Origin of the sequence: Polaribacter marinaquae (assembly GCF_038019025.1) — a bacterium.
GTDB lineage: Bacteria > Bacteroidota > Bacteroidia > Flavobacteriales > Flavobacteriaceae > Polaribacter > Polaribacter marinaquae.
In genome coordinates this window covers 1,156,828-1,177,772 of the sequence record NZ_CP150496.1, presented here as the reverse complement: position 1 = coordinate 1,177,772, position 20,945 = coordinate 1,156,828, and the positions used below count along the sequence as shown (strand labels likewise).

Here is a 20,945-nt window from a genome sequence, read left to right as displayed (position 1 = left end):
CCTTAAGTAAAAGCTTGAGGTTTTTTTATGCCTTAAATTTAGAACTTATAAATGTAGCCATTTCTTTAGCCCATATTTTATAAGTTAATTCTGATGGATGAACGCCATCACTAAAATAAAGACTTGAATTTTTATGAGACAAATTGTTTCTTTTACTCCAGTTTTTTAGCGTGATAACTTCATCATAATAAAAAATATTTTTTTTAGATTTAAGGTAATTCTTCAGTTCAGATCCCAAAATCTCAACTAAATTTCCGATTACAAATTTTATTGTTTTTGTAAATGCCGGAAACTCTTTAATAGGTGGCATGTTTGTAAAGTAAATAGGTGTCTCTGGAAACTTTTTTTGAATAGAATTAATTAAATTTTCGATATCTTTTAACCATTTCTTTGGAGAATTTAAGGTAAAAGCATCATTTCCGCCCATTCCGATAACAATTATATCGACTTTAGTCTCTTCAATTTTAGGTATTATTTTAGTAGTTACTTTTGCTACAGTATATCCGCTTCTTGCATACACACGCCAATGTATATTTTTTTGTAATTTAGTAGAAAGCGTTGTTGCCAAAGCGCCGGTAAATCCGTTTATATGATAATCTACACCAACACCTGCAATTGTACTTTCTCCGATAGTAAGAATGTGTAAATCCGAAGAGAAATTATTATTTACAAAACCTATAGTTTCTTTTGCTTCTGGTAATGTTGGTACATTTTTTCTAATATTTTTTCCTTGAAAATATAGCAAAGGTAAGAGAGGTAAAGAAGTAACTACGCCTAAATTATATTTTAAACTATGCTTCATTATTTTTGGCTTCGTTGGCTTTTTTAATAATTGCTTTTAAACGTTCTTTATGTAACTGTTTTTCTAACTTTACTTTGTTAATTTTTCTATTCATTAACTTAGTATGTTTAGCTTTATTAGCAGTGTTTTTTTCTTTTCCTTTCTTGGCCATTTTTCTATGTCAATAAAAAGTTACAAATAAAATAAAGGTTCTATTTTCTCTTTAAATTCTATTATCTTCGTTTTTTACAAAAATAACAAAATAAAATGGGAAGAGGTATAAAAGACTATTTAGTCATAGCTTTAAAAGGAATGGCAATGGGTGCTGCAGATGTTGTGCCTGGTGTTTCTGGAGGAACAATTGCATTTATTTCTGGAATTTATGAAGAGCTTTTAGGCTCTATTGCTAACGTTAATTTAGGCTTGTTAAAAACTTTAAAATCAGACGGAATTAAAGCTGCCTGGAAACAAGTAAACGGCTCTTTTTTATTGGCTCTTTTTATCGGAATTTTTATAAGTATAATTTCTTTAGCCAAAACAATAAAGTGGTTGTTAGAAAATGAACCAGTTTTATTATGGTCTTTTTTCTTCGGATTAGTTTTAGCAAGTATTATTTACATTGGTAAACAAATCACAAAATGGAATTTTATAACCTACACAATTTTAATCGTAGGTGCTTTTGTAGCATATTTTATCACAACGCTTAATCCGTTAGTTACAGAAAGTTCTTCTTTGTTATTTATGTTTTTGGCAGGCGCAATTGCAATTTGCGCAATGATTTTACCAGGTGTTTCTGGTGCGTTTATTTTAGTTTTATTAGGTGCTTATAAACCAATTTTATCTGCCGTAAATGATAGAGATATTAAAACAATAGCGGCAGTTGGTTTGGGTGCAATTGTAGGTTTGTTATCTTTTTCTAAGATTTTAAAATGGATGTTTGCAAATTATAAAAACTACACATTAGCGGTATTAACAGGTTTTATAATTGGTTCTTTAAACAAGATTTGGCCTTGGAAAGAAACTATAACTACACGTATAAATTCTCACGGAATAGAAGTGCCATTAAAACAAGTTAGTATTTCTCCGAATTCTTTTGATGGAGATCCGAAATTATTAATGGCAGTAGTTTTAGCAATAGTTGGTTTTGTGCTTATTTTATTAATGGAAAAATTAGCGGTTAAAAAAGCATAATGCAGGTTGAAAGAACTTTCTTACAAAAGTTGTATCTTTTTTTAAAAGGTTTGGCAATGGGTGCTGCAAATAAAGTACCTGGTGTTTCTGGAGGAACAGTTTCTTTTGTGTTTGGGTTTTATGAAGAGTTAATTCAGTCTTTTAGAAAAGTAAACATTACAGCGCTTAAATTATTAATTAGCGGTAGGTTTTCGAGTTTTTATTCATACGTCAACGGTCAGTTTTTATTACTGATAATGGGTGGAAGTATTTTTAGCTACTTTAGTATTTCATTGGTTTTAGATTATTTTTTAGAGCATTACGAGCTTTATGTTTGGAGCTGGTTTTTCGGCATGATAATCGGTTCTATTTATTATATAGGTAAAGACTTTGGAGAATGGAATCGTAAAAATATTATTTCGTTAATAATTGGTGCAAGTATAGGTTTAGGGATAAGTTTTTTAAAACCTGCAGGAGAAAATGACAATTTATGGTTTGTTTTTTTCTGTGGAATTGTTGGTGTTTCTGGTATGACTTTACCCGGACTTTCGGGCTCTTTCATCTTAATTTTAATGGGTAATTACGTTTTACTTTTAGTAGATGCTGTTAACGAATTATTTTTTGTAGTCACCAATTTACTAATAGGTAATTTTGATGTTTTATCTGATCCAGAAAAAATAAGATACTTAAAAATAATATCAGTTTTTACGGCAGGTTCTGCTTTTGGATTGGTTTCTATAAGTCATGTTTTAGGATATGTTTTAAAAAGATATAATGCAATAGTTACTGCTGTTATAATAGGTTTTATAACAGGCTCTTTAGGTATTGTTTGGCCGTTTAAAAAAGCTGTTTATTTAGCTGTTGATAATAAGTATTTACTAGATAATAAAGGAAATAGAATCGTAGAAAACTACACTAGATTTATGCCAGATTTTTCTTCATCAGAAACATGGTTTGCTATATTTTATATTATTTTAGGTATTGCATTAATTTTAATAATCGATTTTTATGGAAAAACAAAAAAATAAAGTTTTTGGTCTTTTAGGTAAAGATATTTCTTACTCTTTTTCTAGAGGTTATTTTGCTGATAAATTTAAAAAATTAGGTTTGTCTACTTATAATTATAAAAATTTTGATCTTCAAGATATAAAAGAACTGCCAGCAGTTATTAAAAATGAAGAATTTGTAAGTGGTATAAATGTTACAATTCCGTATAAAGAAGAAGTAATTAAATATTTAGATAAGTTAGATAAAACGGCAGAAGAAATAGGGGCAGTTAATACAATTAAATTTACCAAAAGAGGAAATTTAAAAGGTTATAACACAGATGTTGTTGGTTTTGAAAAATCAATTAAGCCTTTTCTTAAAAAGCATCATACCAAAGCTTTAATTTTAGGAACTGGCGGTGCATCAAAAGCAATTGCCTATGCTTTAAAGAAAAATGATATCAAATTTAAATTCGTTTCTAGAAATCCTTCAGGAAAAAAAGAAGTTTCTTATAGTGATTTATCCGAAGAAATAATAAAAGATTTTACGGTAATAATTAATTGTACACCACTTGGTACTTCGCCAAATACGCATTTATGTCCAAATATTCCGTATCAATATTTAACTGAAAAGCACTTGTTATTCGATTTAATTTATAATCCAGAAATATCTAGTTTTTTAGCGAAAGGAAAAGAGAAAGGTGCGGCAATTAAAAATGGTTATGAAATGCTAGAATTACAAGCAGAAGAATCTTGGCGCATCTGGAACGAAAACAAATAGTATATTTTAACCGAACATTTTGTATAACTAGTAAGTTGTACTTATATTTATAAACTATAATAATAGTGTATTATTAAACGAACTTAAACATTGTAGATATGTTAGATAACAATAATGATAACGAGGATAAGAAAGTAGAAGTAGTTAATGAGACTTCTAATCTAGAACAAAAAAATACAGAGGCTTCATCAGCAGAAGATGATGCGATTTTAAAAGCTGTAGAAGAAGTAGAGAATTCTGTAGCAGAAAAAGCAGAAGATTCAGAAGAATCTGTAGTTAAAGAAGAAAAAGATTATACGATTCTTTCTTTAGAAGAACTTGTTAAAGAGTTACAAGATACATTATCTAACAATCCTGTAAATAAAATTAAAAACGAAGTTGAAAGTATTAAAACGGCTTTTAATGCAAAATTTGGCGCATTATTAGCAGATAAGAAGAAAGCTTTTTTAGATGAAGGCGGTAATTCTATCGATTTTCAATTTTCGAGTCCTGTAAAAGGAGAGTATAATAGCTTATTGTCTGAATATAAAAAGCAAAGAGACGCACATTATAATGCTTTAGAAAAGCAAATGAATGCTAACTTAGCTAAAAGAGAAGAGGTTATTGAAGGTTTAAAAAATCTTATCGAAAATGCCGACTCTAAAACTATGTATAACGAGTTTAGAGCTTTGCAAGACACTTGGCGTTCTATTGGGCCAGTTTCTAAAAATAGATACAATGATACTTGGAAAACATACCATCATCATGTAGAGCGTTTTTATGATTTATTACATTTAAGTAATGATTTTAGAGATTTAGATTTTAAAAATAATTTAGAAGAAAAATTAAAAATAGTAGCTAAGGCAGAAGAATTAGCTAATTCTAATGATGTTAATACAGCTTTTAAAGAGTTGCAAGAGCTTCATAAAATATGGAAAGAAGACATTGGTCCTGTTGCAAAAGAAGTAAGAGAAGAGGTTTGGCAAAAGTTTAGTGCTGCTACAAAAAAAATTCACGATAAGCGTCATGAATACTTTCGTGATATGAAATCGAAATACCAAGAAATTATTAATCAGAAATTATTAGTAATAGAAAGGTTAGATGCTTATGATACTTCTGGTAATAAAACCCATAAAGATTGGCAAAACAGTATTAACGATATAGAAAAGTTAAGACAAGAGTATTTTAATGCTGGTAAATTACCGTATGCTAAGAGTGAAGAAGTTTGGCAAAAGTTTAAAGCAGCTACAAAAAAGTTTAATAGCTCTAAAAATCAATTCTATAAAGAAGAAAAGAAAGAACAGCAAGATAATTTAAAGAAAAAATTAGCTTTAATCGAAGTTGCAGAATCTTTAAAAGATAGTGAAGATTGGGCAGTGGCAACAGATACTTTAAAGAAAATTCAGTCTGATTGGAAAAAAATAGGTCATGTACCTAGAAAGTTTTCTGATGATATTTGGAATAAGTTTAAAACAGCTTGTAACACATATTTTGATAGATTTCATAAGCATAAAAATTCTGTGAGTGAAGAGCAACAAGAAGTAGTAAACGCTAAAAAAGAATTTTTAGAGTCTTTAAAAGAAGACAAAGAACATACTAAAGAAAGTGTTTTAGATGCCATACAAGCTTGGAAAGATTTAGGTGCTTTGCCAAGAAATGTAAGACATTTAGAAGGTAAGTTTAACAAGCAAATAGATAAATTATTAGAGAGTTTATCTTTAGACAAAAAAGAAGTTGCTATGTTAAAATTTACAAATGTTGTAGATGGTTTTATGGCTAATAATGATTTTAGAAAATTAGATTCTGAACAGTTGTTTGTTAGAAAAAAGATTGATGAAGTAGTAAGAGAAATGCAGCAACTAGAAAATAATTTAGGATTCTTTTCGAATGCGAAAGATGATAATCCTTTAGTAATAAATGTAAAAAATAGAATCGAAGAGTTTAAAGAAGACTTGGCTATCTGGAAAGAAAAATTAAATTACATTAAAAAGCTAGATTACTAGTATAATGTATTCTGTAAAATAAAAAAACTCGAAGCTTAGCTTCGAGTTTTTTTATGATATTAATTTGATGATTAAGAAAATAATTTATCCATTTTCTCTTTCTCTTCGTTTGCTAATGCAGCATCAACTAAGATACGTCCACTATGCTCATCAATTGTAATTTTCTTTCTGTTTGCAATTTCTAATTGCACTTGTGGTGGTATTGTAAAGTAAGAACCTCCAGAAGCACCTCTTTCGATAGCTACAACTGCTAAACCATTTTTTACTTTATTTCTAATTCTTGTGTATGCAGAAAATAAGTGCGCATCTAAAGATTTAGAAAACTCTTCAGATTTTTCACCTAAAAGTTTTTCTTCTTTCTCAGTTTCTTTTAAGATAGCATCTAATTCTGCCTTTTTATGGCTTAAGTGCTTTTCTTGTTTTGCTAACTTTTCTTTGGTAGCGTCGATTACTTCATTTTTCTGAGCAATTTTAGCTTTGTACTCGTTAATTCTTTTTTCTGCTAATTGAATTTCTAAATCTTGAAACTCAATTTCTTTAGATAAAGAATCAAACTCTCTGTTATTTCTAACATTTTTTTGCTGCTCTTCATATTTAGACATCAATGCTTTAGAATCTTCTATAGCTTGTTTCTTGTTATTGATTTCTGTTTCTAAATTAGAAGCATCTTCTGCTAAGTTAGAAATACGCTTATTCAATCCGGCAACTTCATCTTCTAAATCTTCAACTTCTAAAGGCAATTCACCTCTTACGTTTCTAATTTCGTCAATTCTAGAGTCTATTAATTGTAAGTCATACAATGCTCTTAATTTTTGCTCTACTGAAATTTCTTTCTTCTTTGCCATGTTTATATGTAATAAATTGGATTTGTACTTTTTTCTGATAAAACGATTGCAAAATTACTAAATTTTTTCGTAAGATAGTCAACCAAAAGGTTTTTTGTAAACTGTTCGCTCTCATAATGACCAATATCTGCCAATAAAATGCTTTTTTCAGCTTTAAAAAACTCATGATATTTAAAATCTGCACTTACATAAGTATCTGCACCAGCTCTTTTGGCATTAGAAATAGCAAAACTACCCGATCCGCCTAGTACTGCAACTGTTTTTATTTTTTTATGAATCAATTCAGAATGTCTAACACATGCTGTTTTCATTTTATCCTTTAAATATACTAAAAATTCTTTTTCATCCATAGCGCTTGGTAATTCGCCAATCATTCCCATTCCTATGTTTTGATGTGTATTCTCTAAAGTAATTATTTCATAAGCAACTTCTTCATATGGGTGCTTATTTTTTAAAGTATTTAAAACAGCATATTCATTTTTACTTTCAAAAAGAATACTTATTTGAGTTTCGTTTTCAGAATGTCTTTTACCTTTTTCTCCAAGAACAGGATTTGAGTTTTCATTGCCCATAAAAGTTCCGATGCCGTTTACGCTAAAAGAACATTCACTATAATTACCAATATTTCCAGCGCCGGCATCAAAAAGGTGTTTTTGCAATTCTTTTGCATCTTTAACAGGTACAAAAGTTGTTAGTTTTTTTATAATTCCTTTTTTCGGAATTAATATTTTCTGATTTTTTAATCCTAATACTTCGCACATTTTTGCAGACACTCCGTTATTAGAATTGTCTAAAGCTGTATGAGTTGCATAAATTGCGATATCATTTTTTATCGCTTTTAAAACAACTTTTTCTACGTAAGAATTCCCGTTAAGTTTTTTTAATCCACCAAAAATTATAGGATGAAAACTAATAATTAAATTACAGTTCTTAGTTATTGCTTCGTCTACAGTTTCTTCTAAAGTGTCTAAGGTAACTAAAACACCGCTTACTTCTGTATTGTAATTGCCAACAAGTAAGCCAACATTATCAAAATCTTCAGCATAATTTAAAGGAGCCAATTCTTCTAAATAATTTGTTACTTCTTTTATCTTCATTTGGTGTTTTTTTCTAAAATCAAAGTTAACATTTTTAATGTATTTTTACCACAATGAAAGTACTTAGATTTTTTCTATTTCCGTTTGCTATTTTGTACGATTTTGTAACAAAAATTCGAAATTTATTTTTTGATGTTGGCGTGTTTAAAGAAACAAGTTTTAAAACGCCAATAATTGTTGTTGGTAATTTAAGTGTTGGCGGTACAGGTAAAACTCCGCAGATAGAATATCTTATTAGATTACTGCAAAATCGATACAAAACAGCGGTTTTAAGTCGAGGTTACAAAAGACTAACAAAAGGTTTTGTGTTGGTAAGAGACATTCATAAAGCGATTGATGTTGGTGATGAACCGTTGCAATACTTCAAAAAGTTTAAAGCTATTTCGGTTGCTGTTGATGCAAATAGAGTAGCGGGAGTTGCAAAATTGATAAACGAACAAAATGCAGAAGTTGTTCTGTTAGATGATGCTTTTCAGCATAGAAAAGTAAAAGGAAGTTTTAATATTTTGCTTACAAAGTTTAACGATTTGTTTGTAGATGATTTTTTGCTGCCTACAGGAAATTTGCGTGAAAGCAAAACAGGTGCAAAAAGAGCAGATGTAATATTGGTTACAAAATGCCCAAACGATTTAGATCAATCATCAAAAGCGAAAGTTTTAAAAAAACTTAAAAAGTTTGATAAAGAAGTTTTTTTTACTACAATTTCTTACGGAAATAAAGTTTTGGGTTCCAAAGAATTTTCTACTACTGATATTGCAAATTATGAAGTTTTACTGATAACCGGAATTGCAAACCCGAAACCTTTTTTAGAATTTTTATCAAATTTAAATGTCAATTTTAAGCATTTAGAGTTTGCAGATCATCATCATTTTAGTGAAAAAGAAATTAATGATATTAAAACTAATTTCGATGACTTACCAAGTAATAAACTTCTTTTAACTACCGAAAAAGATTACGTGCGATTGCATGATAAATTAAGTGATTTATGTTATTTACCTATTGAAACATTGTTTTTAAATGATTCTAAAAATAAGTTTGATACCTTAATAAACAGTCATTTAAAAGAAAAAGTATAAATTTGGTATTATAATTGATATTTTAAATTAAAACCTTAGAATGAAAAAAATATTTTTATCACCGTTTGTAATATTATTTACAACGATTTTATTTGCTCAAGAAGATATAGACGATTTACCTCTAGAAGATGTTGTGGAAAGTAAAATAGAACAACCATTGCCAACTGCAAATTGGGAGTCTTCTTATAAAGAGGCTTTAAATAAATCTAAAAAAGAAAAAAAACCTGTCTTAATTTATTTCACAGGTTCAGATTGGTGTGGACCATGTAAGGTTTTAGATAAAAAATTATTTCATTCAGAAAAATTTAAAAATATAGCTGACAAAGAGCTGATATTATATGAAGCTGATAATCCTAGGAATAAAGATTTGGTGGAAGCAAAAAGATTAAAAGAGACATATGATTTAATTCGTAAATATCACGTTAAATCATATCCTACGTTGGTTTTTGTAAATCACAGAGGTAGAATGATTGGTTATAAAAAGGGTTTAATTCTTACCGAATATTATTATCCTTTTATCAATTCTGTGATAGAGAACTACTAACGTATCTTAAGTAATTTCTTATGAATTTTGCGATTTTGAATTTATAATGATTTCCTTTTTAAAGAATTTAAATAGTAAACCAAGGACTCTTTTTATCATTGATGGTTTAGGCGCTTTAGTTTCCGCATTCTTTATAGGTTTTGTATTGGTAAAGTTTCAACCTTTTATAGGTTTATCTAAATCTACTTTATATTTTTTAGCTGTTTTTCCAATAATTTTAATAGTTTATAACGTTTACTTTTATTTTAGAAACCCTATTAAAGTTCTTTTTTGTTTGAAGATAATAGCATTTTTAAATTTATTTTATTGCTTCTTATCAATTGCAATAATTCTTTATAATTACAATTCAATTACGAAGTTAGGTTTGCTTTATTTTGGACTAGAAATATTGATGTTAATATTGTTAATCCGTTTAGAGTTTTCTGTTGTCCATAAAATAAGTAATTAAAAAACGTATAAAAACAAAAAAACCGAAGCATATTGCTTCGGTTTTAATATAGTACTAATACTATTAATTATTTTTGATTTACAACTCTAAAAGTTGTTCTTCTGTTTGCTCTGTGTTCTGCTTCTGTACAAGAAACTCCATCAGCACATCTGTTAGTTAATTTAGATTCACCAAGACCGTTACCAGTTAATTGGCTAGGATTAACACCTTTAGAGATTAAGTAGTTTGTAACTGCTTGTGCTCTTCTTTCAGATAAGTTTTGGTTGTTAGCTTTAGTTCCTCTAGAATCTGTATGAGACTCAATTGCAACAGCTACACCGTCTTTTAAGATAGGTAATAATCTTGCGTCGATAATTCTTTTAGCTGCACTAGTTAAAGTAGCACTTCCTAAATTCCAGTTAATTGGTAATGGAGTGTTGTTTACTAATTCACATTCAACTTCTTTCCAAGTAGTTAAACCACCTTTGTTAACTAAAACTTCTTTAGTTACAGTTTTATATTTAGCAGCAACAGTTACTTCTTCTTGGTAAGCGTCTTTTACTAAAACAATTTTCTTGATAGAACCATAAACAGCAGGTACATCGATAGTTTTAGTTGTAGGACCAGAAACCATTACTTTTTTAGTATACGTTTTTTCGTAACCAGGTACAACAGTTTTAGTTGTAGAAGCATCTGATTTTAATACAGTTTGAGATACAGTAACAAACTTTGCAGGAATTGGCTTATAACACCAGTATCTACAATCGTTAGGGTCACTAGATTCACAATCTGGTGCTTTTTCGCTCATTTCCCAAACAGCAGAAGCCGCTTTAGTTTCAATTACTTGAGAATCTGGACTAAAAGTAGCTTTTACAACTCTTAAGCTGTTTGCATCTTCTTTACCTGTATAAGTTACTGTTTTAGTTTCCCAAACACTTGGTACAACAACTAAACGTTGATCTGCTTCTTTAATTAAAACTCTTTCTGTAACAGTTTTGTATGTTGCAGGATAAGTAACTATCTTTTTGTAAGCAGGTGCTACCTCAATTGTTACATCTTCGTTTTTCCAAACTTCTGGAGTTTTACAACGTACATAACATTTTCCTGGTTCTGGGTTTGTTGGTAAATCTTGACCGAAAGCTACAGCTCCAATCATTAAGAAAAAACCACTAAGTAATACTTTTTCATTGTAATTGTTTTAATATTAATGTTCTTTAGTTAAGACTCGTTATTTCTATAAAAGTCACAATAAAGATACAAAATATTAACAATTGTTAAAGAAAAGTTAAAGAAAAGTTAATGTTTTTTTTAGGTTAAGGTGTTGTTGTGTAGGCTCTTAATTATTCCGTCTGATAGACCTATTTTTGGTACATAAATTTTTCTTGCACCACTCCATTTCATGGCCGATAAATAAATTTTTGTTGCAGGTATAATAACATCAGCTCTATCTGGATTTAAACTAAGCTCAGAAATTCTTTCATCATAACTCATGTTTTTTAAGAACTGATACTGAGCATTTAAGTAGATAAAAGAAATTGGTTTTCCTTCTGTTCTACCAGACATTTTAAATAGTTTGTTGATGTTTCCTCCAGAACCTATTAAAGAAATTCTTTTTAAATCTTTTGTGTTTTTCTTAATCCATTTTTCTACGTTGGCAAACATTTCTTTGTTTACAGATTTTTTATTATTTAATAAACGAACTGTACCCATTTTAAAAGATTTAGAATTTATAATTTTTCCTTTAGAAAAAACTGTAAATTCGGTACTTCCACCACCAACATCTACATATAAATAAGAATTATCTCCTTCGATTAACTCATTTAAATCTGTAGAAGAAATAATTGCGGCTTCTTCTTTACCGCCAATAATGTCAATTTTTACTCCGGTTTTGTTAAAAATTTCTTTCACTACAACTTCACCGTTAGAAGCTTCTCTCATTGCAGAAGTAGCACAAGCTTTGTACTTTTCTACACCATGAATATTCATCAGTAATTTAAAAGCCTCCATAGCATTAATCATTCTGCTAATATTTGCATCACTAATAATGCCTTCATTAACAAATACATCTGCACCCAATCGAATTGGAACACGTACCAGAGATGATTTTTTAAACTGAGGTTCTTTGTCATCAGAAATTATTACGTTCGAAATTAATAATCTAATTGCGTTGGAACCAATATCTATAGCTGCGAATTTTTTTATTTCTAACAAAGTACTTTATTTAAGATTTTTAGGAAATTCTACTAAAATTGTTTTACCTCTTCTAATATTTTTCCAGTGTTTTTCTTCAAATTGAATACCTATAACACCACATGTTGTTACATGTGCAATAGGTCTATTTCCAAATTCATTAACAAAAGTATTTATACCATGATCGTGGCTAAATATAATTGCAGAATTAAAACCATCGTCTAGTGCGTTAACAGTTTTTACTAAATAACCATCGCTAAAACTGTAAAGTTGTCTTTTTATTTGAAGATTTGCATGCGGAAAACCAAAGTTTTCGCAAAAAATTACAGCAGTGTGTAATGCTCTGTTAGCACTACTTGTAATAAAAGCATCAGGTTTTTCAATTTTTTTCGTTAAAAATTTAGACATTAAATGAGCGTCTTTAATACCACGCTTTTTTAAGGGCCTATCAATATCTTCAATACCAGAGTATTCCCAAGAAGATTTTGCGTGTCTTACTATATAAAGTGTTTTCATTTAAATTTTAGTTGGTTATGGTAAATATAAAAATTTATGGAGCTAATCGTTCAATTTTCCAAGAAAAATCTTTTTCTAGACTATATCTTATTCTATCGTGAAGCCTATTTGGTCTACCTTGCCAAAATTCTATAGAGATTGGTTTTACCAAATATCCGCCCCAATGTTTTGGTCTATTTATTTCCTTACCTTCAAATTTCTTCTCAAAAGATTTTAAATTATCTTCTAATGTTTTTCTAGAGTTAACAACACTACTTTGGTTAGATGCCCATGCACCAAGCTTACTGCCGTCTGGTCTCGATTCGAAATAACCATCAGATAAGTTTTCGATTTGTTTTTCTGCAACTCCTTTAATTATAATTTGTTGCTCTAATGCTGGCCAAAAAAACGATAAACAGATGTTATTATTAGCTTCTATTGCTTTTCCTTTTTCTGATGTGTAATTTGTATAAAAAACAAAACCTTCCCAAGTAAATTTCTTTAATAAGACAATTCTGTTTTTAGGAAAACCATCTTTACCAATCGTAGAAACATTCATGGCATTGGTTTCTTCTACAGTATTTGATTCATCTGCATTTTTAAACCAAGTTTGAAATAATTCCATTGGATTTTCTGGGCAATTATTTTCTAATAACTCTTCCTTTTCGTAGGATTTTCGGTAATTTGATAAGTCTTTAGACATTTAAAAAAAGTTTAATTATGTAAAAATACTGAATAATTTAAGTACAATGTTAAATTAAGAGCTCAATTTATTTAAGTAATTAGCTAAAGAAACTCCATTGCTAACACAACCTTGAATTAAATAACCGCCTGTTGGTGCATCCCAATTTAGCATTTCGCCGATACAAAATTGATTTTTTAAGACGTTTAATTCTCCGTGTTTATTAATAGCGGTTAAACAAATGCCACCAACAGAAGAAATGGCTTTGTCTAAAGAGTTTGTAGCTACTATTTCTAATGGGAATTTTTTAATTTTTTTTGAAAGAACATCAGAGTTTAAATAGTCTTCTTTACTTAGGTTGTTTTTTAATAAATCGATTACTGCGCTGTTTAATTTTAATTCTTTTTTTAAAATTTGAGTAGTGTTTTTAGAAAGAGCATTTTTAATTTTAAAGCTTACTTTTTCTAGATCAAAAATCGGTTTAAAATCAATATAAATTATTGCTTTATGGTTAGCGTTTAATTGGTTTCTAATTTGCGGACTTAAGCCATAGATTCCGTTTCCTTCTAAGCCAAACTTTGTAATTACTACTTCACCCTTTTGTTTTTTTGAATCACAATAAATTTCGATATTTTTAAGTGGTTTCCCTTCATTTTTTTTCAAAAACTCTGATTCCCAATTAATTTTAAAAGCACAATTTGAAGCTTCAAACGGTACTGTTTTAATTCCTTTGGATTGAAATACATCAAGCCATTTTCCATCCGAACCTGTAACCTTCCAACTCGCACCTCCTAAAGCAAAAACGGTAAAATCAGATTTTATTTGTTTATCATTAATTATGATGTTGTTTCCATTATCCCAAGTCGAAAAACAATGACTGAACTTCAATTGAACTCCTTTGTTTTTTAAATATTTTAAAATATTATTTAGAACTTCTATCGGTTTAATACCTTCTTTTGGATATACTCTTTTGCTACTTCCAATATAAGTTGGAATTCCTATTTTTAATAACCAATCTCTAAAGTTTTGATTTGTAAAATTTGTAATTGATTCTTTTTGAAAATTGGTTGGTGTATATTTTTCTGTAAATTTTTCTAAGGATTCTGAATGTGTTAAATTAAAACCGCCTTTACCAGCAACTAAAAACTTTCTGCCAGCTGTTTTATTTTTTTCGTAAATAGTAACATCGTATTTTTCTAGATCTAAAAAAGCAGCTAAAAATAAAGCTGATGGTCCGCTACCAATTATCGAAATCGACTTTTTCATGTTATTTTTTCTTAAAAAAGTACAAACCTAAGAAAGTTATAAATCCGTTTAAGATTAATAGAGAAAAATCAAAATCAAAATTAAAATATTCTAAGGATAAATAATTAACCAAATAGGTTAGAAAAGGAGAAGCTAAACAAATAAGTGGCACCATTTTATCTTTTACTTTAATGTCTGTAAAAAGACCAAAGGCATATAAGCCTAATAATGGGCCATAAGTATAGTTTGCAAACGTAAATATTTTAGCAATAACACTTGCATCAGCAATAAAATATTTAAAAACTAAAATGGTTGCTATTAAAATTAAAGAAAAAAGTATGTGTATTTTTTTTCTGGTTTTTTCTTGTTTTGCTTTGTCTTTTTCTTTGTCAATTTCTAAAATATCAATGCTAAAAGAAGTTGTTAAAGATGTTAGAGCAGAATCTGCGCTAGAGTATGCCGCGGCAATTAAACCTAAAAGGAAAAAGATTGCAGTTGCTAAACCTAAAGAACCTTTAGTTGCAATTATAGGAAAAAGCTCGTCTTTGTGTGCGTCAATTCCGTTAGATTTTGCATAATCTGTAAGTAAAACACCTAATGCTAAAAAGAAAAAGTTAACGATAACAAGTACAATTGTAAACCAAAACATGTTTTTTTGAGCATCTTTTAGGTTTCTGCAGGTTAAGTTTTTTTGCATCATATCTTGGTCTAAACCTGTCATAACTATAGAGATAAAAGCACCTGCTAAAAATCGTTTCCAGAAATAATTACCTGCATTTACATCTTCAAAAAAGAAAGTTTTAGAAAGTTCGTTATCTGCTATATATGCAAAAAGATTACCAATTTCCATTTCATCAGAAATCGTATAAATACATACACCAACTGCTATTAACATAAATAAAGTTTGTAATGTATCTGTCCATACAATTGTTTTTATACCTCCTTTAAAGGTGTACAACCATATTAAAAGTATGGTGATTGAAACTGTAACCCAAAACGGAACGCCATAACTATCAAACAACAACAATTGTAAAACATTAGCAACTAAAAAAAGTCTAAAAGCGGCACCAATAGTTCTAGATAACAAAAAAAAACTAGCACCGGTTTTGTATGAGCTTTTACCAAATCGATCTTCTAAATAAGTGTAAATAGAGGTTAGGTTTAACTTGTAGTACAATGGTAATAAAACCAAACCAATAACAGCATAACCAACAATATAGCCCAAAACCATTTGAAAATAACTCATGTTTTGACCTTCTACCCAACCCGGAACAGAAATAAATGTAACACCAGAAAGTGATGCGCCTATCATACCAAAAGCGACCAAATACCAAGGTGATGAATTATTTGCTTTAAAAAAGGTTTTATTGTCTGCAGATTTACCTGTGATGTAAGAAATAAGAATTAAAACAGTAAAATATGCAACAATTAATAAGATGATATATTCGGGTTTCATTTTAGTTTTTATTTGATTACGAATATATGTTTTTTAGCAGTCTTTTTTCTTTTTTATTGATTCTTTTCTATTGAAAGAGTTAAATTTGCAGTTATGGATTTTTCTTCGAAATTACTAGAAAATGCGGTGAATGAAGTTTCTAGATTACCAGGAATTGGTAAAAGAACTGCATTGCGTTTAGTGTTACATTTATTAAAGCAACCATCAGAAAATACAAAATATTTATCTGAAGCTCTTTTGCATCTTAGAAATGATGTAAAAACTTGTGAAAAATGCCATAATATTTCTGATACTGTTTTGTGTGATATTTGCCAAAATCCGAAGAGAAACCCAGAGATTGTTTGTGTAGTAGAGGACATTAGAGATGTAATGGCTATTGAAAGTACAGCTCAGTTTAAAGGATTGTACCATGTTTTAGGCGGTAAAATATCTCCTATCGAAGGTATTGGGCCGCAGAATTTACAAATAGAATCTTTAATAAATAAAGTGAGTAGCGGAGAAATTAAAGAATTAATTTTTGCACTAAGTTCTACAATGGAAGGTGATACAACTAACTTTTATATTTTTAAGCAAATAGAACAGTTTGAAATTACAACAAGTACTATTGCACGTGGAATTTCTGTTGGTGACGAATTAGAATATGCAGATGAGGTTACATTAGGAAGATCTATTTTAAATAGAATTCCGTTCGAGCAAAGTATAAGAGGTTAAGTTAATCTTTGTCTAAAACCTCTTTTTCTGCTTTTTCCCAAGATTTTTTCTCTCTAATTTTTTTGTATAATTTAATACCAAGCATCATTAAAATTCCGAAAAGAATAATTCCTATAACTCCCCAAATCCAATTTATTGCACTTTTAACGGTTACTAAAAATACGACTGCAAATAAAATTATAGTTGATATTTCGTTAAATATTCGCAATCTGAAAGCAGAATATTTTACAATATCTTTTTGAAGTTTTTTAAATATTGAATGACAAAAACCATGGTAGAAGTACAAGGCAAGAACAAATGCTAGTTTAACCAACATCCAAGGTTCGGATAAATAAGTAGGATTTTCTATAAGCATCCAAAAAGCAAAAGTACTTGCTAAAATTGCAGAAGGCCATGTGATTATATACCACAACCTTTTGGTCATTAATTTGTACTGAGTTTGCAAAATAGATTTTGCAGGTTCTAATTTATTTTCTGCTTCTGTTTGATAAATAAACAATCTCGGAATATAAAATAAACCTGCAAACCAAGTTACTACAAAAACGATATGTAATGCTTTAACGTAAAGAAAATCCATATAAATTATTTGTTTTTCCAATCATTTATCCAAGAAACCATAACGTCTACCCAATCATCATTGTCGTTCATACAAGGTATGTGTTTGTACTCTGTACCGCCAGCTTCTAAAAATTCTTCTTTACCTTCCATGGCAATTTCTTCTAAAGTTTCTAAACAATCAGCAACAAAAGCGGGTGTAATTACAGCAAGTTTCTTTTTACCAATTGTTGGAAATTTTTCTAATTCGAAATCTGTGTAAGGTTTTAACCAAGGATCTTTTAATAATCGAGATTGAAATGAATTGCTATGATTTGTTTCGTCCAAACCTAATTCTTTAGCAATTGCTTTTGTAGTTTCAAAACATTGATGTCTATAACAAGTATGATGCGCTACAGAATTTCGTTCGCAACAAGAACCATCTATTTTACAATGACTGTTTGTTGGGTCAGATTTTTTGATGTGACGTTCTGGAATTCCGTGGTAAGAAAATAAAACATGATCATAATCGAAACCTTTTAAATGATTTGCAATATTATTGCTCATCGCTTTTATATAATCTGGTTTGTTATAAAACGGTGGTAAAGTATCTAATTTTACCTGCGGATATTTCTCTGCAATAATTTCTTCTGCTAAAACAACAACAGTTTCGTAAGAAGACATTGCGTAATGCGGATATAAAGGAACCAACATAATTTCTGTTACACCTTTATCAACCAGGTTTTTAATCCCTTTTTCCATAGACATAGAACCATAGCGCATTGCTAATTCTACAGGAATATCTACTTTTTTGGCAACTTTTTTAGTAAACCTTTCAGAAATTACAACTAATGGAGAACCTTCTTTCCACCAAATTTTTTTGTAAGCTGCACCTGATTTTTTTGGTCTAATTTTTAAGATAATTCCTTTAATAAGAATCCAGCGTTTCCAAAAAGGAATATCAATTACACGCTCGTCCATTAAAAATTCTCCTAAATATTTTTTTACATCTTTTGTATCCGTAGAATCTGGTGACCCTAAATTGTTTAATAAAATACCTTTCATTTATATATGCTTCAAAAGTGGTTGTTTACTTATTTTTTTGATATTTGATTGGTAACTTCATATAAAGTTATCGCTAAACTATGTATTACATTCATGCTAGAGTTTCTGCCAAACATTGGTATTGCAACAGTTTTATCTACTAAGTTTATATTTTCGATACCGTTTCTTTCGCTACCCAAAAGTAATACGATTTTTTCGTGATTTTTAAAATTAAAATCTTGAATATCGATACTTTTATCAGTAATTTCTATACCAATAATTGTGTTACCAGCTGCTTTTAATTCAGAAATTAATGTTTCGAAATTTGTGTAAGCTTCGTGTTGTATTTGGTTAAGAGTATTTCTAGCAGTTTTTTTTACGATTCTATTTTCTGTAGTTGGTGAGTTTTCATGAAAATATATTTTCTCTACACCAAAACTTTCAGAAATACGAAAACACATTCCAATATTTTCTGGAGTTCTAATAGCATCACATACAATTGTTATAGGAAATTGTTGTTGCTTGTTTTCGATGTCGTAATGTGTAAGTTGTTCCAAATTATAATTATTTATTTAAACTCATTACATATTTTTTTGGTGTTGTACCAAATTTCTTTTTAAAAGCGGCAATAAAATGACTTGCGGTACTGTAACCAACCTGCGAGCCAACTTCATTTACATTATACTTATTAGATTCTAATAATTTTCTTGCGTGTTCCATTTTATAGTCGAATAAAAAACTATAAACTGTATCGCCATAAATTTGTTTAAAGCCTTCTTTTAATTTTTTTAAATTCAAACCAATTTCAGTTGCTAGTTCTTGCAAGCTTGGTGGTTCAGACATTCTAGAAATTATAATATCTTTTGCTTTTCTAATTTTAATAACATTTTGTTCGTCAACTAAAAACGGGCAATATTCTGCATCTGTACTTTCTTCTTTTTGAAAATGAAGACTTAGTAACTCGTATATTTTTCCTTTTACGTATAATTGCCTAATAGAGCTGTTAATGTTAGAGTTGATGATTTGTTGCAAAACAATAGAAACCGTTGGTTTGATTTCTGTATCGTCGTAAAATTTACGATTGCTGTTTTCGTCACTTAGAAAAGGAATATAGCCTGATTCTTTAGAGAATAAAGAGTGAAATTTTTCAATAGAAATTAATAAAGAAACCAATGTTGTTTTTGGTTGAATTTCTAAATTAATAGGTAATGTTCTCTGCGGATTGTATAAAAGTATAGATCGATTGTCTAAAACATCAAAAGTATAATCGCCAGAATTAAATAAAAATTTAGAATTACCGCGTAAACAGAAGTGCATTTGTATAAATGTACTATCAATATCTCTTTCAAAATTGATTGCATTTTTGCTTTCGTTCTGAAAATGAAGAACATAAAACCCTTTTTCTAGGTTTATTTCATCAAAAGAACTTTCTCCGACATTTTTAAACATAATTTTCTTAAATATTGAAACTCCTTTTATTTAGAATCATTCTATATAAAAAATGTTTAATTACTTGTTAACACTACAAAAATAAGGATTTTAGAATGTTTTTTAATAATAAAAGCATTAAAAAACACAGAACGTTATTAAAAGTTCTTTAAGCGATACTTTTTTTTGATTGCTCTTTTTATTTTTGCATCATCTTTTACAATTTATGAAGGAATTAGGACAAGTACATTTTTACAATATTGGTGTAAGTTATAAAAAGGCAGATGCAGAAATGCGTGGTAAATTTTCTGTATCCAAAGAAAATCAAGCCGCACTTTTAAATGCAGCTAAAGAAAGAGGTATAAAATCTATCTTTATAATTTCTACATGCAATAGAACAGAAATTTTTGGTTTTGCCAATAGACCTTGTCTTCTTATAGAATTGCTTTGTGATTTTTCTGAAGGTACTGTTAAAGAATTTAATGCTATTTGTAATATCAATAAAGATCAAGAGGCAATTAGCCACTTATTTAGGATTGGTACAGGTTTAGAAAGTCAGATTTTAGGAGATTATGAAATTGTTGGTCAATTAAGACAATCTTTTAAATTGGCAAAACAATTAAAAACTACAGATGCTTATATAGAGAGACTTGTAAATTCTGTTCTGCAAGCAAGTAAACGTGTAAAAAACGATACAAAGTTAAGTTCTGGTACGACATCAGTTTCTTATGCTGCAGTGCAATACATTATTAAGAATTTACCAGATTACAATTCTAAAAATATTTTAGTTTTCGGTTTGGGTAAAATGGGAAAACATACTTGTAAAAACTTAGCAGAATATACGCAGAATAAACAGGTTAGTTTAATCAATAGAACCGAAGAAAAAACAGATGCTTTTGTAAAAGAGCATGCTTCTATTCGTAAATCAGTTATCGAAAACTTAACAGAAGAGGTTGCAAATGCAGATGTAATTATTGTGTCTACAGGTGCAGATAAGCCAACAATTACAAAAAAACATATTGTAAATAAAAAAGAAACTTTAATCTTAGATTTATCGATGCCAGAAAATGTGGCAAAAGATGTTTTAGAGGTTAAAGGTGTTTCTTTAGTGAATGTAGATGAACTTTCTAAAATTACTGATGAAACTTTAGCTGTTCGTCAACAAGAAATTCCGTTTGCAAAAGAAATTATAGAAACTCACAAGGCAGAATTTAATAGTTGGTTAAACCATAGAAGGTTTACCCCAGCAATTGCCGCGTTAAAAGAATCTTTAGAAGTTATTAAGAAAGATGAAATTAATTTTCAGAAAAAGAAAATTATAAATTTTGATGAAAATCAGGCAGAAATCTTAACTTCGAGATTTATACAAAAAATTACTACACAGTTTGTTAAGCATTTAAAAGATGAAGAAACTTCTGTTTCAGAAAGTATAGAAGTTATTCAAAAAGTGTTTCAATCATAATTAAAACTC

22 protein-coding genes are annotated in these 20,945 nt (G+C 29.1%); 8 read left to right on the top strand and 14 right to left on the bottom strand.

Annotation, left to right across the window (positions count from 1 at the left end):
* Positions 1–25: 25 nt before the first annotated feature.
* Both WG950_RS05360 and WG950_RS05355 read right to left on the bottom strand, forming a co-directional pair.
* The gene (locus WG950_RS05360; protein ID WP_340934668.1) at positions 26–802 is read right to left on the bottom strand and encodes an SGNH/GDSL hydrolase family protein; all 777 of its coding nucleotides are present in this window, start codon (positions 800–802) and stop codon (positions 26–28) included.
* Positions 792–953 carry a hypothetical protein gene (locus WG950_RS05355; RefSeq protein WP_340934667.1) on the bottom strand — a complete coding sequence of 54 codons (162 nt, stop codon included), beginning with the start codon at positions 951–953 and terminating at the stop codon, positions 792–794. The genes WG950_RS05360 and WG950_RS05355 overlap by 11 nt, the downstream gene beginning before the upstream one ends.
* Before the next feature lie 95 nt (positions 954–1,048).
* Between WG950_RS05355 and WG950_RS05350 the strand changes: the two genes are divergently transcribed.
* From WG950_RS05350 to WG950_RS05335, 4 genes are all read left to right on the top strand, one after another.
* Complete coding sequence (locus WG950_RS05350; RefSeq protein WP_340934665.1) at positions 1,049–1,972, top strand: DUF368 domain-containing protein; 924 nt, start codon at positions 1,049–1,051, stop codon at positions 1,970–1,972.
* Complete coding sequence (locus tag WG950_RS05345) at positions 1,972–2,979, top strand: DUF368 domain-containing protein (RefSeq protein WP_340934663.1); 1,008 nt, start codon at positions 1,972–1,974, stop codon at positions 2,977–2,979. The genes WG950_RS05350 and WG950_RS05345 overlap by 1 nt, the downstream gene beginning before the upstream one ends.
* A complete protein-coding gene (aroE, locus tag WG950_RS05340) occupies positions 2,960–3,718 on the top strand; it encodes a shikimate dehydrogenase (protein ID WP_340934660.1) in 759 nt (252 codons plus the stop codon). The genes WG950_RS05345 and aroE overlap by 20 nt, the downstream gene beginning before the upstream one ends.
* Before the next feature lie 98 nt (positions 3,719–3,816).
* Positions 3,817–5,700, top strand: a complete 1,884-nt coding sequence (locus WG950_RS05335) for a DUF349 domain-containing protein (RefSeq protein WP_340934656.1) — start codon at positions 3,817–3,819, stop codon at positions 5,698–5,700.
* Between the two features lie 71 nt (positions 5,701–5,771).
* On the opposite strand, the gene WG950_RS05330 is transcribed toward WG950_RS05335, so the two are convergent.
* Both WG950_RS05330 and WG950_RS05325 read right to left on the bottom strand, forming a co-directional pair.
* Positions 5,772–6,545 carry a zinc ribbon domain-containing protein gene (locus tag WG950_RS05330; protein ID WP_077808678.1) on the bottom strand — a complete coding sequence of 258 codons (774 nt, stop codon included), beginning with the start codon at positions 6,543–6,545 and terminating at the stop codon, positions 5,772–5,774.
* A 2-nt stretch (positions 6,546–6,547) separates the two neighbouring features.
* A complete protein-coding gene (locus WG950_RS05325; RefSeq protein ID WP_340934654.1) occupies positions 6,548–7,642 on the bottom strand; it encodes a Nif3-like dinuclear metal center hexameric protein in 1,095 nt (364 codons plus the stop codon).
* Positions 7,643–7,695: 53 nt separating this feature from the next.
* Here WG950_RS05325 and lpxK point away from each other — a divergent pair, with 53 nt between their 5' ends.
* Positions 7,696–8,718: a tetraacyldisaccharide 4'-kinase gene (lpxK, locus tag WG950_RS05320; protein WP_340934651.1), complete on the top strand. Its 1,023-nt coding sequence runs from the start codon at positions 7,696–7,698 to the stop codon at positions 8,716–8,718.
* Between the two features lie 40 nt (positions 8,719–8,758).
* The gene (locus WG950_RS05315) at positions 8,759–9,262 is read left to right on the top strand and encodes a thioredoxin family protein (protein ID WP_340934648.1); all 504 of its coding nucleotides are present in this window, start codon (positions 8,759–8,761) and stop codon (positions 9,260–9,262) included.
* Positions 9,263–9,777: 515 nt separating this feature from the next.
* Here WG950_RS05315 and WG950_RS05310 read toward each other — a convergent pair.
* The 6 genes from WG950_RS05310 to WG950_RS05285 all read right to left on the bottom strand — a co-directional run bounded on the left by WG950_RS05310 (position 9,778) and on the right by WG950_RS05285 (position 15,757).
* The gene (locus WG950_RS05310) at positions 9,778–10,845 is read right to left on the bottom strand and encodes an OmpA family protein (protein WP_340934647.1); all 1,068 of its coding nucleotides are present in this window, start codon (positions 10,843–10,845) and stop codon (positions 9,778–9,780) included.
* A gap of 152 nt (positions 10,846–10,997) precedes the next feature.
* Positions 10,998–11,900 (bottom strand): Ppx/GppA phosphatase family protein, encoded by a 903-nt coding sequence (locus tag WG950_RS05305; protein ID WP_079738324.1) that lies wholly within the window; start codon positions 11,898–11,900, stop codon positions 10,998–11,000.
* Between the two features lie 6 nt (positions 11,901–11,906).
* On the bottom strand, positions 11,907–12,395 hold the full coding sequence (locus WG950_RS05300) for a SixA phosphatase family protein (RefSeq protein WP_077808685.1): 489 nt from the start codon (positions 12,393–12,395) through the stop codon (positions 11,907–11,909).
* A 34-nt stretch (positions 12,396–12,429) separates the two neighbouring features.
* Positions 12,430–13,077 (bottom strand): pyridoxamine 5'-phosphate oxidase, encoded by a 648-nt coding sequence (gene pdxH, locus WG950_RS05295; protein ID WP_079738325.1) that lies wholly within the window; start codon positions 13,075–13,077, stop codon positions 12,430–12,432.
* 54 nt (positions 13,078–13,131) lie between these two features.
* Positions 13,132–14,322, bottom strand: coding sequence for an NAD(P)/FAD-dependent oxidoreductase (locus WG950_RS05290; protein ID WP_340934640.1), 1,191 nt, complete (start codon positions 14,320–14,322; stop codon positions 13,132–13,134).
* Between the two features lies 1 nt (position 14,323).
* Positions 14,324–15,757 carry a sodium:solute symporter gene (locus WG950_RS05285; protein ID WP_340934638.1) on the bottom strand — a complete coding sequence of 478 codons (1,434 nt, stop codon included), beginning with the start codon at positions 15,755–15,757 and terminating at the stop codon, positions 14,324–14,326.
* 93 nt (positions 15,758–15,850) lie between these two features.
* Between WG950_RS05285 and recR the strand changes: the two genes are divergently transcribed.
* The gene (recR, locus tag WG950_RS05280; protein ID WP_340934636.1) at positions 15,851–16,468 is read left to right on the top strand and encodes a recombination mediator RecR; all 618 of its coding nucleotides are present in this window, start codon (positions 15,851–15,853) and stop codon (positions 16,466–16,468) included.
* Between the two features lies 1 nt (position 16,469).
* Here the strand turns inward: recR and WG950_RS05275 are convergent, their stop codons facing one another.
* Genes WG950_RS05275 through WG950_RS05260 form a run of 4 tightly spaced genes read right to left on the bottom strand, consistent with a single transcriptional unit; the run spans position 16,470 to position 19,495 of the window.
* Entirely contained in the window at positions 16,470–17,045 is a 576-nt protein-coding gene (locus WG950_RS05275) for a CopD family protein (RefSeq protein ID WP_340934634.1), read from the bottom strand.
* Between the two features lie 5 nt (positions 17,046–17,050).
* On the bottom strand, positions 17,051–18,067 hold the full coding sequence (gene hemH / locus WG950_RS05270) for a ferrochelatase (RefSeq protein ID WP_340934630.1): 1,017 nt from the start codon (positions 18,065–18,067) through the stop codon (positions 17,051–17,053).
* Positions 18,068–18,096: 29 nt separating this feature from the next.
* Positions 18,097–18,603, bottom strand: coding sequence for a TrmH family RNA methyltransferase (locus WG950_RS05265; protein ID WP_079738329.1), 507 nt, complete (start codon positions 18,601–18,603; stop codon positions 18,097–18,099).
* Positions 18,604–18,610: 7 nt separating this feature from the next.
* Positions 18,611–19,495 carry a helix-turn-helix domain-containing protein gene (locus WG950_RS05260; protein ID WP_079738330.1) on the bottom strand — a complete coding sequence of 295 codons (885 nt, stop codon included), beginning with the start codon at positions 19,493–19,495 and terminating at the stop codon, positions 18,611–18,613.
* Between the two features lie 205 nt (positions 19,496–19,700).
* Here WG950_RS05260 and hemA point away from each other — a divergent pair, with 205 nt between their 5' ends.
* Positions 19,701–20,936: a glutamyl-tRNA reductase gene (gene hemA, locus WG950_RS05255; protein ID WP_340934624.1), complete on the top strand. Its 1,236-nt coding sequence runs from the start codon at positions 19,701–19,703 to the stop codon at positions 20,934–20,936.
* Positions 20,937–20,945: the final 9 nt, after the last annotated feature.

What these genes read in the sequence shown, in the direction of transcription:
- WG950_RS05355 (WP_340934667.1), bottom strand. Translation starts at nt 953, where the DNA reads ATGGCCAAGAAAGGAAAAGAAAAAAACACTGCTAATAAAGCTAAACAT.
- WG950_RS05285 (WP_340934638.1), bottom strand. Translation starts at nt 15,757, where the DNA reads ATGAAACCCGAATATATCATCTTATTAATTGTTGCATATTTTACTGTT.
- WG950_RS05360 (WP_340934668.1), bottom strand. Translation starts at nt 802, where the DNA reads ATGAAGCATAGTTTAAAATATAATTTAGGCGTAGTTACTTCTTTACCT.
- WG950_RS05290 (WP_340934640.1), bottom strand. Translation starts at nt 14,322, where the DNA reads ATGAAAAAGTCGATTTCGATAATTGGTAGCGGACCATCAGCTTTATTT.
- aroE (WP_340934660.1), top strand. Translation starts at nt 2,960, where the DNA reads ATGGAAAAACAAAAAAATAAAGTTTTTGGTCTTTTAGGTAAAGATATT.
- WG950_RS05330 (WP_077808678.1), bottom strand. Translation starts at nt 6,545, where the DNA reads ATGGCAAAGAAGAAAGAAATTTCAGTAGAGCAAAAATTAAGAGCATTG.
- WG950_RS05335 (WP_340934656.1), top strand. Translation starts at nt 3,817, where the DNA reads ATGTTAGATAACAATAATGATAACGAGGATAAGAAAGTAGAAGTAGTT.
- lpxK (WP_340934651.1), top strand. Translation starts at nt 7,696, where the DNA reads ATGAAAGTACTTAGATTTTTTCTATTTCCGTTTGCTATTTTGTACGAT.
- pdxH (WP_079738325.1), bottom strand. Translation starts at nt 13,077, where the DNA reads ATGTCTAAAGACTTATCAAATTACCGAAAATCCTACGAAAAGGAAGAG.
- hemH (WP_340934630.1), bottom strand. Translation starts at nt 18,067, where the DNA reads ATGAAAGGTATTTTATTAAACAATTTAGGGTCACCAGATTCTACGGAT.
- WG950_RS05315 (WP_340934648.1), top strand. Translation starts at nt 8,759, where the DNA reads ATGAAAAAAATATTTTTATCACCGTTTGTAATATTATTTACAACGATT.
- WG950_RS05350 (WP_340934665.1), top strand. Translation starts at nt 1,049, where the DNA reads ATGGGAAGAGGTATAAAAGACTATTTAGTCATAGCTTTAAAAGGAATG.
- WG950_RS05345 (WP_340934663.1), top strand. Translation starts at nt 1,972, where the DNA reads ATGCAGGTTGAAAGAACTTTCTTACAAAAGTTGTATCTTTTTTTAAAA.
- WG950_RS05300 (WP_077808685.1), bottom strand. Translation starts at nt 12,395, where the DNA reads ATGAAAACACTTTATATAGTAAGACACGCAAAATCTTCTTGGGAATAC.
- WG950_RS05325 (WP_340934654.1), bottom strand. Translation starts at nt 7,642, where the DNA reads ATGAAGATAAAAGAAGTAACAAATTATTTAGAAGAATTGGCTCCTTTA.
- WG950_RS05310 (WP_340934647.1), bottom strand. Translation starts at nt 10,845, where the DNA reads ATGATTGGAGCTGTAGCTTTCGGTCAAGATTTACCAACAAACCCAGAA.
- recR (WP_340934636.1), top strand. Translation starts at nt 15,851, where the DNA reads ATGGATTTTTCTTCGAAATTACTAGAAAATGCGGTGAATGAAGTTTCT.
- hemA (WP_340934624.1), top strand. Translation starts at nt 19,701, where the DNA reads ATGAAGGAATTAGGACAAGTACATTTTTACAATATTGGTGTAAGTTAT.
- WG950_RS05260 (WP_079738330.1), bottom strand. Translation starts at nt 19,495, where the DNA reads ATGTTTAAAAATGTCGGAGAAAGTTCTTTTGATGAAATAAACCTAGAA.
- WG950_RS05275 (WP_340934634.1), bottom strand. Translation starts at nt 17,045, where the DNA reads ATGGATTTTCTTTACGTTAAAGCATTACATATCGTTTTTGTAGTAACT.